General features: G+C 36.3%; 13 protein-coding genes. 9 read left to right on the top strand and 4 right to left on the bottom strand.

The window, feature by feature from the left end; all coding sequences use genetic code 11:
- Nucleotides 1-14: 14 nt before the first annotated feature.
- Nucleotides 15-914, top strand: a complete 900-nt coding sequence (locus tag MP477_RS01630; RefSeq protein WP_257188899.1) for a leucine-rich repeat domain-containing protein — start codon at nucleotides 15-17, stop codon at nucleotides 912-914.
- Nucleotides 915-916: 2 nt separating this feature from the next.
- Here MP477_RS01630 and MP477_RS01625 read toward each other — a convergent pair whose 3' ends face one another.
- A complete protein-coding gene (locus MP477_RS01625) occupies nucleotides 917-1,240 on the bottom strand; it encodes a translation initiation factor (RefSeq protein WP_047495705.1) in 324 nt (107 codons plus the stop codon).
- Nucleotides 1,241-1,455: 215 nt separating this feature from the next.
- Between MP477_RS01625 and gpmI the strand changes: the two genes are divergently transcribed.
- The 5 genes from gpmI to MP477_RS01600 all read left to right on the top strand — a co-directional run bounded on the left by gpmI (nucleotide 1,456) and on the right by MP477_RS01600 (nucleotide 6,313).
- Nucleotides 1,456-2,997: a 2,3-bisphosphoglycerate-independent phosphoglycerate mutase gene (gene gpmI / locus MP477_RS01620; protein WP_257188898.1), complete on the top strand. Its 1,542-nt coding sequence runs from the start codon at nucleotides 1,456-1,458 to the stop codon at nucleotides 2,995-2,997.
- Nucleotides 2,998-3,146: 149 nt separating this feature from the next.
- Nucleotides 3,147-4,124: an acyl-ACP desaturase gene (locus MP477_RS01615; protein WP_257188897.1), complete on the top strand. Its 978-nt coding sequence runs from the start codon at nucleotides 3,147-3,149 to the stop codon at nucleotides 4,122-4,124.
- Nucleotides 4,125-4,221: 97 nt separating this feature from the next.
- Complete coding sequence (locus tag MP477_RS01610) at nucleotides 4,222-4,653, top strand: BT0820 family HAD-type phosphatase (protein ID WP_209799831.1); 432 nt, start codon at nucleotides 4,222-4,224, stop codon at nucleotides 4,651-4,653.
- An 83-nt stretch (nucleotides 4,654-4,736) separates the two neighbouring features.
- A complete protein-coding gene (gene map, locus MP477_RS01605) occupies nucleotides 4,737-5,546 on the top strand; it encodes a type I methionyl aminopeptidase (RefSeq protein ID WP_230035502.1) in 810 nt (269 codons plus the stop codon).
- Nucleotides 5,546-6,313 carry a class I SAM-dependent methyltransferase gene (locus tag MP477_RS01600; protein ID WP_257188896.1) on the top strand — a complete coding sequence of 256 codons (768 nt, stop codon included), beginning with the start codon at nucleotides 5,546-5,548 and terminating at the stop codon, nucleotides 6,311-6,313. The genes map and MP477_RS01600 overlap by 1 nt, the downstream gene beginning before the upstream one ends.
- A 166-nt stretch (nucleotides 6,314-6,479) precedes the next feature.
- Here MP477_RS01600 and MP477_RS01595 read toward each other — a convergent pair whose 3' ends face one another.
- Both MP477_RS01595 and MP477_RS01590 read right to left on the bottom strand, forming a co-directional pair.
- Complete coding sequence (locus tag MP477_RS01595; RefSeq protein WP_027375222.1) at nucleotides 6,480-6,812, bottom strand: multidrug efflux SMR transporter; 333 nt, start codon at nucleotides 6,810-6,812, stop codon at nucleotides 6,480-6,482.
- A 108-nt stretch (nucleotides 6,813-6,920) separates the two neighbouring features.
- Nucleotides 6,921-7,484 carry a Crp/Fnr family transcriptional regulator gene (locus tag MP477_RS01590; protein ID WP_257188895.1) on the bottom strand — a complete coding sequence of 188 codons (564 nt, stop codon included), beginning with the start codon at nucleotides 7,482-7,484 and terminating at the stop codon, nucleotides 6,921-6,923.
- Nucleotides 7,485-7,811: 327 nt separating this feature from the next.
- On the opposite strand from MP477_RS01590, the gene era reads away from it, so the two are divergent.
- The 3 genes from era to MP477_RS01575 all read left to right on the top strand — a co-directional run bounded on the left by era (nucleotide 7,812) and on the right by MP477_RS01575 (nucleotide 11,730).
- Nucleotides 7,812-8,687: a GTPase Era gene (gene era, locus MP477_RS01585; RefSeq protein ID WP_230035508.1), complete on the top strand. Its 876-nt coding sequence runs from the start codon at nucleotides 7,812-7,814 to the stop codon at nucleotides 8,685-8,687.
- Between the two features lie 67 nt (nucleotides 8,688-8,754).
- Nucleotides 8,755-9,183 (top strand): DoxX family protein, encoded by a 429-nt coding sequence (locus MP477_RS01580; protein WP_257188894.1) that lies wholly within the window; start codon nucleotides 8,755-8,757, stop codon nucleotides 9,181-9,183.
- A gap of 144 nt (nucleotides 9,184-9,327) precedes the next feature.
- Entirely contained in the window at nucleotides 9,328-11,730 is a 2,403-nt protein-coding gene (locus tag MP477_RS01575) for a prolyl oligopeptidase family serine peptidase (protein ID WP_257188893.1), read from the top strand.
- A gap of 76 nt (nucleotides 11,731-11,806) precedes the next feature.
- On the opposite strand, the gene MP477_RS01570 is transcribed toward MP477_RS01575, so the two are convergent.
- Nucleotides 11,807-12,496: an HAD family hydrolase gene (locus MP477_RS01570; protein ID WP_257188892.1), complete on the bottom strand. Its 690-nt coding sequence runs from the start codon at nucleotides 12,494-12,496 to the stop codon at nucleotides 11,807-11,809.
- Nucleotides 12,497-12,557: the final 61 nt, after the last annotated feature.

Raw genomic sequence — 12,557 nt, 5'->3', positions numbered from 1 at the left:
GGACATTTTTATCTATGAAAAAATCGATACTGTTTATTTCTATTTTCTCTCTCGTTCTGGCAAAAGCCCAGATCGATCCCGTTAAATATCCTACCTTCACGAATATTGAAGATGCTTTAAACAGCAAAAAAACTGTTTACAGTATGAGCTTCAGAGAAAAAGGCTTATTTAATCTGCCTCCCCAGATTACCAGGCTGGATTCCATATTTTTTCTGAATATGATGGCTAATAAATTTGAAAAAATGGATCAGGAGCTGTTTGAGCTCAAAGAACTGGAGATCTTAAATGTTAATGAAAACAGCATTAAATATATTCCGGACGAAATAGGGAAGCTTACAAAGCTTACTACATTTTCTATCAATTTGAATAGCCTGACAAGCATTAATCCTAATGTAGCCAAACTTCAAAAGTTAAAAGCCATTCATCTTGATGCCAATAACCTGAATGTTTTTCCCGAAGCATTGATGGAAATTCCGACTTTAGAAGAAATCAATCTCCAGGGGAATCAGATTAGTTTTATTAGAGACCGTTTGGACCAGATTAAAAATCTGAAATTTTTAAACCTTTCTGACAACCAGATCAATGATCTTGGAAACCTGTCTTTTCCTAAAAATATAAAATACCTTGAACTTCAGCAGAATGCCATTGTAAAACTACCGGAAAATCTATATAAATCTCATAATCTCGAATTTCTGAATGTAAGTGATAATCATATTACCGAAATTTCATCCAAAGTAAAAGGATTAAAAAATATAGTCAGCATGAACCTGGCCAACAATAACCTGAAAGATATTCCTGTAGAAATTCAACAGTTAAAAAATCTTAAAACATTAATTCTTATAGGAAATCCTATTGAAAAATCTAAAATTGAAAAATTAAAAACCTTATTGCCGGAAGCTCAGGTTTATTTCTAAACCTATCCGCCAACACGCTTGGTTTTATAGCCCATATCTTTAAGGATACTCATGATTTTATCACGGTTATCACCCTGAATGATAATTGTCCCATCCTTTTCAGAACCGCCTATTCCTAAGGTGGTTTTTATTTTCTTTGAAATTTTCTTAAGGTCTTCTTCGCTGCCTTCCCAACCCTCAACTATCGTTACAGGCTTTCCGTTTCTTCCCTTTTTTTCAAATTTGCATACCAAAGGTTCTTTCTGCTTGAACTGTTCTTCAGGCATTTCAAAATCCTGCTCATCATGATCAGGAAAAAGGTTCTTCAATTGATCTCGTAAATCCATAAAGCAAAATTAAAAAGATTTACTGATTTATGAAGGGAATTGAAGCTGAAATTTTATGATAAAAATGATCTTTTTTCATTCGATAGAAATTCATCTGATCATTTCCGTATTACCTGCGATATCATCCTGATGATCAATAATCAATAAAATTCGAGCCTTCAAATTCTTCTATTCATCGGAAATTAGGTAAATTTGTAGTACAAAAGTTATACGAAATGTCGAAAAAAGCAATACTGGCAATCCTTGACGGATGGGGATTGGGAACAAACCCAAATGTTTCTGCCATAGATAAAGCAAATACACCATTTATAGACAGCTGTTACCAAAAATTTCCACACACCACACTTGAAGCAAGTGGTTTAGCAGTGGGACTTCCTGCAGGACAAATGGGAAACTCTGAAGTAGGCCACATGAATCTGGGTGCCGGAAGAGTAGTGTATCAAAACCTGGTAAAACTCAATATGGCCGTTGAAAACGGGACCTTGGGACAGGAAAAAGTGATCCAGGATGCTTTTGAATATGCAAAAAGAGAAAATAAAAAAGTACACTTTATGGGATTGGTATCCAATGGAGGAGTACACTCCCATATCAATCATTTAAAAGGATTATTATCTGCTGCCAAAGAATTCGGGTTGAACGAAAATGTTTTTGTTCATGCCTTTACAGACGGCAGAGACTGTGATCCACATTCAGGGCTGGGATTTATAGATGAGCTTCAGAAGCATATGGAAGCTACTACAGGAAAATTGGCAACGGTAGTAGGAAGATACTTTGCCATGGATAGAGATAAGAGATGGGAGCGTGTAAAATTAGCGTATGATGCTCTTGTGGCAGGAATAGGCTTACAGACTACAGATGCCCTGGCTGCTATTAAGGATTCTTATGATCATAATGTAACCGATGAGTTCCTTAAACCAATTATTCTGATGAATACTACCGCTACAGGAAATGTAGTGCCGGTAGCGAAGATTATAGATAATGATGTAGTGATCTGTTTCAACTTCCGTACAGACAGGGGAAGAGAAATTACAGAAGTTCTTTCACAAAAAGATTTCCCGGATTTTTCTATGCGTAAACTCAATCTTTATTATATTACGTTGACGAATTACGATAAAACATTCCAGAATGTTCAGGTTGTTTTTGACGAAAATGTGTTAACAGAAACCATGGGGGAAATACTTGAGAGAAACGGAAAATCCCAAATCAGAATTGCCGAAACGGAAAAATATCCTCACGTTACCTTTTTCTTCTCGGGAGGACGGGAGGAAGAATTTAAGGAAGAAAGAAGATTACTTTGTCCAAGCCCAAAAGATGTTCCTACCTATGATTTAAAGCCGGAGATGTCAGCTTATGATATCACCAGTGCTATTGTACCGGAATTAGAAAATGGAACGGCTGATTTTGTTTGTCTGAATTTTGCCAATACAGATATGGTAGGTCATACAGGGGTTTTTGAAGCGGCTGTAAAAGCGGCTGAGGTAGTAGATCAGTGCATTGAAAAAGTGGCTACAGCTGCTTATGAAAACGGATATGCTGTTTTTATACTGGCTGACCACGGAAACTCAGATGTAATGATTAATCCGGATGGAACTCCAAACACACAGCATTCAACCAACCTCGTTCCTTTTATCGTAATGGATAAAGATAAAACCTGGAATTTAAAACCCGGGAAACTGGGTGATGTAGCGCCTACCATCCTTAATGTAATGGGCGTAGAAATACCGGCTGCTATGACAGGAGAGATTTTAGTTAGTTAAAATTCAATAATATTCATAAAAAAATGCCGTTATAATCATATAATGGCATTTTTTATGATATATATCAGATAAGGTATGACTTGCATACTTTATTATGCCATAAATAATAAATAAATCATATCTTTGTTAATTAAAAACTGAATAGTAAAATGTATCAAAAGCTTGTTAGGAAAGAAGTAATGGGAATATTGGAAAAGGAAGTAGGTTCTTTTCTGGATAAATTTTTAACGCCAATTGAAAAAATTTGGCAGCCTTCCGATTACCTGCCAGATCCGTCAAGCGATGACTTTAAACATGATTTAGAGGAAATTCAGACTTTTGCCCGTGAGATGCCTTACGACTTATTTGTAACTCTAATTGGAGACTGTATTACGGAAGAGGCTCTTCCTTCTTATGAGTCCTGGTTAATGGGTGTAGATGGAGTAGACCAGGAAAAAAAAATGGGCTGGGCGAACTGGGTGAGAGCCTGGACAGCAGAAGAAAACAGACACGGCGATTTACTGAATAAATATCTATACCTGTGTGGCAGAGTGAATATGAGAGAAGTAGAAATTACCACTCAGTATTTAATCAATGACGGGTTTGATTTAGGAACGAGTATGGATCCATACAGAAACTTCATTTATACAAGTTTTCAGGAAACAGCAACTAATATTTCTCACAGAAGAGTAGGTACTTTGGCTAAACAATCCGGAAACGGAAAACTGGCTAAAATGTGTGGTGTAATTGCTGCAGATGAAGCAAGACACGCTAAAGCATACAAACATTTCGTAGCTAAAATCCTTGAAATTGACCCTTCAGAAATGATTCTTGCCTTTGAAGATATGATGCGTAAGAAAATTGTAATGCCAGCTCACCTGATGAGACAGTCAGGGCAAAAAGCAGGAGAACTTTGGGGACATTTTTCAGATGCTGCACAAAGATGTATGGTATACACAGGTAATGATTATATCAATATCATGAAAGATCTGTTGGATGAATGGAAAATTGAGCACGTAAAAGGGCTTACAGAAAAAGCAGAAAAAGCTCAGGAATATTTAATGAAACTTCCTGCAAGACTTCAGAAGATCACAGACAGAGTTTCTACACCGGATCTTCAGTTCCAGTTTAACTGGGTGAAGAGCTAAACTGTATAGATTTTTTTAAATTATAAAAGTATTGAGTGCCTTTCTTTTTGGCACTCTTTTTTATTTCTTATCTTTGCCAAGCTAAAAAAAGAACAAAATGTTAAATAATAAAAAGATTGCCGTTGACTTTGACGGAACGATTGTAGATGATGCATATCCGGCAATTGGAAAAGCAAAAATTTTTGCTTTTGAAACCTTAAAAAAACTTCAGGCAGAAGGATACAGACTTATCCTTTGGACATACAGACACGGAAAAACATTAGATGAAGCAGTAGAATTCTGCAAAAAAAACGGCGTAGAATTTTATGCCGTAAATTCAAGCTTTGAAGGAGAAGTTTTCGATTCTGAAAATCAATCCAGAAAACTGGATGCAGACTGGTTTATTGATGACCGGAATTTAGGGGGATTTCCTGGATGGGGTGAAATTTACAATATTATTCAGGAAAGAATAGAATTCCGTGTAGAAGGAAGAGAAGTTCTTGCCTATTCAAAACTTAAAAAAGAAAAGAAAAAAGGACTTTTCTGGTAAAATAAAATATAACAATTTAACAGTGTACCTTTATCAATCAATATTGTTACACTGATACATTAATACATTGGTAAATTAATACAATGATTCAATTAAAAACGATAGACGAACTGCGTCTTATGAAGGAGAGCGCCCGATTGGTTTCTAAAACATTGGGAATGTTGGCTAAAGAAATTAAACCCGGAATAAATACTTTATATTTGGATAAACTGGCTCATGATTTTATTAAGGATCATGGAGGAGAGCCTGCGTTTTTAGGATATGGAGGCTTTCCGAACTCACTGTGTATTTCTCCGAATGATCAGGTAGTTCACGGTTTCCCCAACAAGGATATTGTAAAAGAAGGCGATGTACTTTCCGTAGACTGTGGAGCAATCCTGAACGGTTTTGTAGGAGACCATGCTTATACCTTTGAAATAGGTGAAGTAAAACCTGAAGTGAAAAAACTACTGCAGGTGAGTAAAGAATCTCTTTATAAAGGAATTGAACAGTGTGTAAGGGGAAAAAGAATCGGTGATATTTCCCATGCTATCCAGGCCCATTGTGAAAAAGAAGGATATGGAGTGGTAAAAGAGCTTGTAGGGCATGGTTTAGGGAGAAAAATGCATGAAGATCCACAGGTGCCAAACTATGGAAGACAGGGAAGCGGAAAAGTGATTAAAGATGGACTGGCTATTGCTATTGAGCCGATGATTAACCTTGGAACTGAAAAAGTGAAATTCCATAATGACGGATGGACGGTAACTACTTTAGATAATCTGCCATCTGCTCACTTTGAACATGATGTGGCTGTAATCAACGGTAAACCTGTGTTGCTTTCTACATTCCAATATATTTACGAAGCTTTAGGAATTCAAAGCGACGAAGAAAAGCAGTTCCAGCTGGATTTTTAATGAAAAAAATAACGAAACTTTTACTGAATAAAATTCCACGTCCGATGCTTATCAAAATGAGCATCTGGGCAAGGCCGCTTATTTATCAGTTTTTTAAAGGAGATCAGTTTTTTGATCCTATAGATGGAAGGTCTTATCGGAAATTTCTTCCTTACGGATATGGAAAGCAGAGAGAGAATGCCCTTTCTCCGGGAACACTGAGTTTGGAAAGACACCGCCAGATGTGGCTATATCTTCAGAATGAAACTGATTTTTTTATTAAAAGCTATAAAGTTCTGCATATTGCTCCTGAGCAGGAATTCCTGAGGAAATTTAAGAGGATGAGCAATCTGAATTATATCTCAGCAGATTTGTATTCCCCGATTGTAGATGTAAAGGCAGATATCCTGGATTTACCTTTTGAGGATGAAAGTTTTGATATTATCTTCTGTAATCATGTTTTGGAACATATTGAAGATGATGCCAAGGCAATGAGTGAACTGTACAGGGTGATGAAACCCGGGGGATGGGGAATATTTCAGGTCCCGATGAAAAACTCATTGGAAAAAACCTATGAAGATTTTAGCATTAAAGATCCGAAAGAACGTCAGAAACATTTTGGACAATATGACCATGTCCGCTGGTATGGGATGGATTATTTTGACCGTTTGAAAAAAGCAGGTTTCGAAACAGAAGTGAATTTTTATTCTCAGAAATTTCCACAGGAAGAAATCAAAAAATACGGGTTAAGAGAGAACGAAATCTTACCTCTGGTTTTCAAAAAATAAATAAGACCTGCCTATTTTTGGCAGGTTTTTTTAAGGATAAACCAAAAGAAATGAAAGCAGAAAATACTGAAAAAATTTGGGTAAGAAAAGCGAAACCGCCCTCATACAGAAGACGGTTCCATTTTAAATATAGATAGAAGTTTATATGCTTTTTTAAGGTCGAATCTTAGTGTGAAGAAGAAACAGCTTTCAGTCCTACAACAGAGCCGATAAGCGTTACAATAAAAAATACTCTCCAGAAGCTTACAGGATCTTTAAAGAAGAAAATTCCCATTAAAGCTGTTCCTACAGCGCCAATTCCTGTCCACACGGCATACGCTGTCCCTATAGGCAGTGTCTGAGTTGCTTTGATCAGCAAGAGCATGCTTATAGTCATCGTGATCAGAAAGCCGGTATACCAAAGGTACATTTCCGTTCCTGATGTTTCTTTTGCCTTTCCTAAACATGAAGCGAAAGCAACTTCAAATAATCCTGCGATAACCAATATGATCCAATTCATTTTTGTTAATTTTTCTACTGCAAATTTCAGAATTTTAAAGCAGACAAAATTTTACAATTGTTAAAAAATGCGATTGGGAATAGAAGGAATTATATAATCCGGTTCAAACTACTTAATCTCTGCCCGTATCCGGCTCAGGCTCACTTGGGTGATTCCGAGGTAAGATGCAATATAGCCCAGCTGAACTCTTTTCAGTAAATCAGACTGATAAAACATAAGATCCTTATAACGTTCCAGAGATGTTTTAAACTGTCTTGAGATGATCAGTTCCTCAGATTTGATCATTTCGGCCTCCGCTAATTTTCTTCCCCAGTTGGCAATATGAATGTCCTCATTGAACAGTTTCTTTAGGCTTTCCGTTTCCAGCCGGTACAATTCGCAGTCTTCCAGCAGTTCAATACTCTCATAGCCGGGCTTATCCTCTACATAACTTTTCATGGAAAGAATACACTGGCCTTCACTTCCAAACCAAAAGGTAATGTCATTTTCTGAAGTGCTGGCATAGGCACGGGCAATACCTTTGCGGATAAAATAAAGATAGGGGATTACTTTATCAGCCTCCATCAGGCAAAAACCTTTAGGATGAGAAACTTCGTTAATATGTTCTTTTAAACTTTTTTTTGAGGCTTCAGGAAGGAGATAAATCTGATCAAGAATCTGGTCTATATTCATACATATGAATTCTAATATTCAAAAGTATCGGTTTTAAGTAATGTAATGCAAAATAATCTTATAATTTTTTTAGGTTTAAAGAAGATAAAAGTTGATAAAATTCTTGATGTATTATCCTTTGAATTACATGCTATGGGCTGCTCTAATGATTGATCGTAGACTTAGGTAAGTATAAACGTTTAATCTTTCCTATCAGGTTCCCTTTAAAATTTCTTTTTTGTAATGCAGTATAACGCTCAATAACTCTCTTTTTTCTTTTTAAATATAGAGATTCACACCAAGACCAATTTTGTTTTTACTAACTTTGCAGTTCGTAATAATATTTTTATGCACAAAGCAGGATTTGTAAATATAGTTGGAAAGCCCAATGCCGGAAAATCGACTCTTCTTAACCAGTTGATGGGGGAGAAGTTAGCGATTGTAACGCAGAAAGCCCAGACAACGCGTCACCGAATTTTTGGGATTTATAATGAAGAGGATCTACAGATTGTATTTTCTGATACTCCGGGAGTATTGGATCCAAAATATGGTCTTCAGGAAAAAATGATGGATTTTGTAAAGGATTCTTTACAGGATGCTGATGTTTTCCTATTTATTGTAGATGTTACCGATAAAGCAGAACCTTCGGAGTTTTTAATAGATAAACTGAATAAAATTCCTGTTCCTGTCCTTCTTTTACTGAATAAAGTTGATCAGACTACACAGGAAGGGCTTGAAAAATTAGTAGAAGACTGGCACAATAAAATTCCGAAAGCGGAGATTCTGCCTATTTCTGCACTGAATGCTTTCAATACAGAGATTATTTTACCTAAATTAAAGTCTTTACTACCTGAAAACCCGCCTTATTATGATAAAGACCAGTATACGGATAAGCCGGAAAGGTTTTTCGTAAATGAGGCTATTCGTGAGAAAATTCTTTTGAATTATGATAAAGAAATTCCTTACTCTGTAGAAGTGGTTACAGAACAGTTTAAGGAAAAAGAAGGAATTATTTTTATAGATTCTATTATTTATGTAGAAAGGGATACCCAAAAAGGAATTATTATTGGGCATAAAGGTGAGGCTATTAAAAAAGTGGGGACTGAAGCAAGATTAGACCTTGAAAAATTCTTTTCTAAGAAAATTCACCTTAATTTATTCGTAAAAGTGAAAAAAGATTGGCGAAAAAATGACAGAGATTTAAAAAACTTTGGTTACAGATAGACTAAAAAACGCTGTAATCCCGTTGTATTAAAAGATTTTTATTACCTTAGTCTAAATTTTTTAGTAAATGAACTATACTAATTCAAATTCCAGCTCAATACTTAAAGATATTATTTTATTTGCAGTGAGAGTTTTTGTAGGTTTTGCAATGCTTTCTCATGGATTTCCAAAGCTTCAGATGTTATTGGAAGGCGGTAAAATTGAGTTTTTTGATTTTATGGGATTAGGGCCTCAGATTTCTCTGATTCTTACGGTATTTGCGGAATTTGTTTGTTCAATATTACTGATATTAGGGCTTTTCACAAGAGTCTCTTTAGGATTTCTAATCTTTACAATGGCTGTTGCTGGCTTTTTTATTCATGGCGCAGATCCTTTTGAAAAGAGAGAGCTGAGTCTTGTTTATCTTTCTGTGTATCTTCTGTTAGCAGCATTTGGTGCAGGAAAGTTTTCAGTAGATCATATGATAGAAAAAAGAAAACGGGCTTCAGATTGGTAAGCCGGTTTCAAAAAAGATATAAAAGAGCATTGTTTAATGCTCTTTTTTTATTTCCAGTACCGATATAATGGGATTTATGGAGGATCTTGTGACTTAGTGTTTAAAAATTTATTTAAAATCACTAAATTCGTAAAAAATGATTTTATGAAGATAAAACTGACTATTTGCCTTCTGGCATTTCTCAATTTTTATGATGCACAGGAAAATATTACCTATCAAAAACCCTCTGCAGAAATTCTTAAGCTTGCAGACTATGATAGGCCGCCCGGTGTTCTGATGAACAGCAAAAAAGACTGGGTTGTTTTTATGTACCGTCCTACGTATAAGACACTAAGCGATCTTAGCCAGCAGGAAATGAAACTGGGCGGACTGAGGATTAATCCGGTTACCAATATTGCAAGCACTGCCAATTACCTGAATAACCTTAAAATCAGGAAGATTAATGATAAGAATGAGGTTCAGGTAAAGAATTTACCGGCAGATGCTAAAATTACATATACTTCATTCTCTCCGGATGAAAAAAAACTGGCTTTTACCAATACAACTGCTAAAGGAGTGGAACTTTGGATTGTAGACATGGAAACGGCTACTGCAAAGAAAATTACCGGAGATATTTTGAATGCCAACTTAGGATCACCGTACGTATGGTACAATGATTCACAGAACTTATTAATCAAAACCCTTCCTCAAAACAGGCCTGTGTTAATTGATTCAGGCAAAGACCTTCCAACAGGACCTATTGTTTCTACAGCCGATGGAAAAGTATCTCAGAACAGAACATACCAGGACCTTTTGAAGAATCCACAGGATGAAAAGAATTTTGAGGTTCTTACAGCGTCTGAAGTATACAGTGTTGACCTGAACGGAGGCCTTAAAAAAGTAAAAGATCAGGATATGTATACCGGCTTAAGCTTTTCTCCCGATGGAAATTATTTAATGGCAACAGTTCTTAAGAAACCATTCTCATATATTGTTCCTTTAAGCAGATTTCCTATAACGACAACGGTTTACGATATAAAAGGAGGCGCTGTAAAAGTGGTAAATGAAGTTCCCCTGAATGAGATTATGCCGAAAGGCTTTTCATCAGTAAGAACAGGAAAAAGAGACCTGTCATGGAGAAGCGATGCCCCTTCGACATTGGTATTTGCTGAAGCACTTGATGGAGGAGACCAATCTAAAGCTTCGGAATACAGAGATGAAATCTTTATGTGGGAGGCTCCGTTTACTGCCGCTCCGAAATCATTCTTCAAAACAAAACAGAGGTATGAAGATGTAGACTGGACCAATGATCATTATGCCGTAGTTTCTGAAGGCTGGTATGATACCAGAAATACAAAATCTTTCCTTGTTGATTTTAATAATAACGAATCCAAAATAATTGAAGACAGAAATTATCAGGATGTCTACAGTGATCCGGGGAAATTTAATAGAGTAAAAAACCAATATGGAAAATCTGTTATTGATCTGAAAGGAGGTAAAGCTTATCTTATTGGCGACGGATTTACAAAAGATGGCCAACATCCGTTTATTGATGAAATGGATGTGAAATCACTGAAGAAAAAAAGACTGTATACCTCCAACCTTAAAAATGCGAAAGAGAGTATTATTGATATTCTTAATCCTTCAAAAGGAGAGATTTTAACCACTCAGGAATCACCAAGTCTGTATCCGAACTATTTTAAAAAGAATATTAAGTCCAATAAAACAGAAACCGTAACTCATTTTGCCAATCCTTTTGAGAGTATTAAAGATGTTTATAAAGAAGTAATTACCTACAAAAGAAATGATGGCGTTACTCTGACTGGAACACTTTATTTACCGGCAAACTACGATAGAAAAGCGAAGAAAGAAAAGCTTCCTCTGTTAATTTGGGCTTACCCTACAGAATATAAAGATAAAAATACAGCAGGACAAAATACCCAGAATCCAAATGAATTTACATTGCCGTATTATGGTTCTTTCGTATACTGGACAACAAAAGGATATGCTGTTTTGGATGATGCTGCTTTTCCAATCATTGGTGAAGGAAAAACCGAGCCTAATGATACCTTCATTTCTCAGCTGGTAGCCAATGCCGATGCGGCCATCAATGCTGTAGATCAGTTGGGATATATCGACAAAAAGAAAGTGGCTGTTGGAGGACATTCTTATGGAGCTTTCATGACGGCAAACCTTTTGACACATTCCAATCTCTTTGCCTGTGGTATTGCCAGAAGTGGAGCGTATAACAGAACGCTGACCCCTTTTGGATTCCAGAGTGAGCAGAGAAATTACTGGGATATTCCGGAGATCTACAATACCATGTCTCCGTTTATGAATGCAGATAAAATGAAAACACCCCTTCTTTTGGTGCATGGTGACGCAGACAATAACCCGGGGACTTTCACATTACAGACAGAAAGATATTTCCAGGCTCTGAAAAATCTGGGAGCACCGGTGAAAATGGTTCTTCTTCCAAAAGAATCGCATGGATACCAGGCGAAAGAAAATATCCTACATCTTTTATGGGAGCAGGATCAGTTCCTTGAAAAGTGTTTGAAGAAATAATAAAAAAAGAAGGCTGTTGAAAAACAGCCTTCTTGTATGTATAACAGGATTATAATAAATGAATTATTACCTTATCCTAGAGGTATTTCAGAATTTCGTCAATACTTTCCAACTCCATAAAATTGGGATGTTCTAAATTAACATCATGCTGTTCATGGCTCCAGGTAACATGGTAAGGAATATGAGCTGCCGATCCTCCAATTTCAAGTACCGGTAAAATATCTGATTTTACAGAATTTCCAAGCATTAAAAAGTTCTCCGGCTGGCAGTCAAGGTGCTTCAGTAATTTTTTATAATCATTCTCTTTCTTGTCACTCATGATTTCAATATGATGAAAAAACTCCTGTAATCCTGAGTTTTTCAGTTTACGCTCCTGATCCAAAAGATCTCCTTTTGTAGCCACAACCAGTCTGTATTTTCCCTTTAAGCTTTCAAGAGTTTCCGTTACTCCATCCAAAAGTTCAATAGGTTTTTGCAAAAGGTCCTGACCCAGCTCAATGGCCTTATTTATTAATTGCAGGGAAGCGGTGTTGTTTGAAACTCTGCCTATCGTTTCAATCATACACAGCATAAATCCCTTTACCCCATATCCATATAAATGCAGGTTTTGCATTTCGGTTTTAAACAGTTCCTGAGATACGGAATGCTGCGGCAAATAGTCCTCAAGAAGTATACAGAATTCTTTTTCTGCTTCCTGAAAATAAGGTTCATTGATCCATAGGGTATCATCGGCATCAAAGGCAATGGTTGTTATGTGATTATTCATTTTAGTTTTGTATTTTTCTGTCGACAAAATTCAACATAAAAAATAAATCAACCAAGGACAT

Source organism: Chryseobacterium sp. WG23, from assembly GCF_024586575.1.
In the GTDB taxonomy this organism is placed as follows: Bacteria; Bacteroidota; Bacteroidia; order Flavobacteriales; family Weeksellaceae; genus Chryseobacterium.
Note: the sequence above shows the minus strand (reverse complement) of the source record. Positions and strands in the feature narration are given on the sequence as shown.

Excerpts from the sequence above, each read along its gene's own strand:
- MP477_RS01630 (WP_257188899.1), top strand. The coding sequence starts at position 15 with ATGAAAAAATCGATACTGTTTATTTCTATTTTCTCTCTCGTTCTGGCA.
- MP477_RS01625 (WP_047495705.1), bottom strand. The coding sequence starts at position 1,240 with ATGGATTTACGAGATCAATTGAAGAACCTTTTTCCTGATCATGATGAG.
- gpmI (WP_257188898.1), top strand. The coding sequence starts at position 1,456 with ATGTCGAAAAAAGCAATACTGGCAATCCTTGACGGATGGGGATTGGGA.
- MP477_RS01615 (WP_257188897.1), top strand. The coding sequence starts at position 3,147 with ATGTATCAAAAGCTTGTTAGGAAAGAAGTAATGGGAATATTGGAAAAG.
- MP477_RS01610 (WP_209799831.1), top strand. The coding sequence starts at position 4,222 with ATGTTAAATAATAAAAAGATTGCCGTTGACTTTGACGGAACGATTGTA.
- map (WP_230035502.1), top strand. The coding sequence starts at position 4,737 with ATGATTCAATTAAAAACGATAGACGAACTGCGTCTTATGAAGGAGAGC.
- MP477_RS01600 (WP_257188896.1), top strand. The coding sequence starts at position 5,546 with ATGAAAAAAATAACGAAACTTTTACTGAATAAAATTCCACGTCCGATG.
- MP477_RS01595 (WP_027375222.1), bottom strand. The coding sequence starts at position 6,812 with ATGAATTGGATCATATTGGTTATCGCAGGATTATTTGAAGTTGCTTTC.
- MP477_RS01590 (WP_257188895.1), bottom strand. The coding sequence starts at position 7,484 with ATGAATATAGACCAGATTCTTGATCAGATTTATCTCCTTCCTGAAGCC.
- era (WP_230035508.1), top strand. The coding sequence starts at position 7,812 with ATGCACAAAGCAGGATTTGTAAATATAGTTGGAAAGCCCAATGCCGGA.
- MP477_RS01580 (WP_257188894.1), top strand. The coding sequence starts at position 8,755 with ATGAACTATACTAATTCAAATTCCAGCTCAATACTTAAAGATATTATT.
- MP477_RS01575 (WP_257188893.1), top strand. The coding sequence starts at position 9,328 with ATGAAGATAAAACTGACTATTTGCCTTCTGGCATTTCTCAATTTTTAT.
- MP477_RS01570 (WP_257188892.1), bottom strand. The coding sequence starts at position 12,496 with ATGAATAATCACATAACAACCATTGCCTTTGATGCCGATGATACCCTA.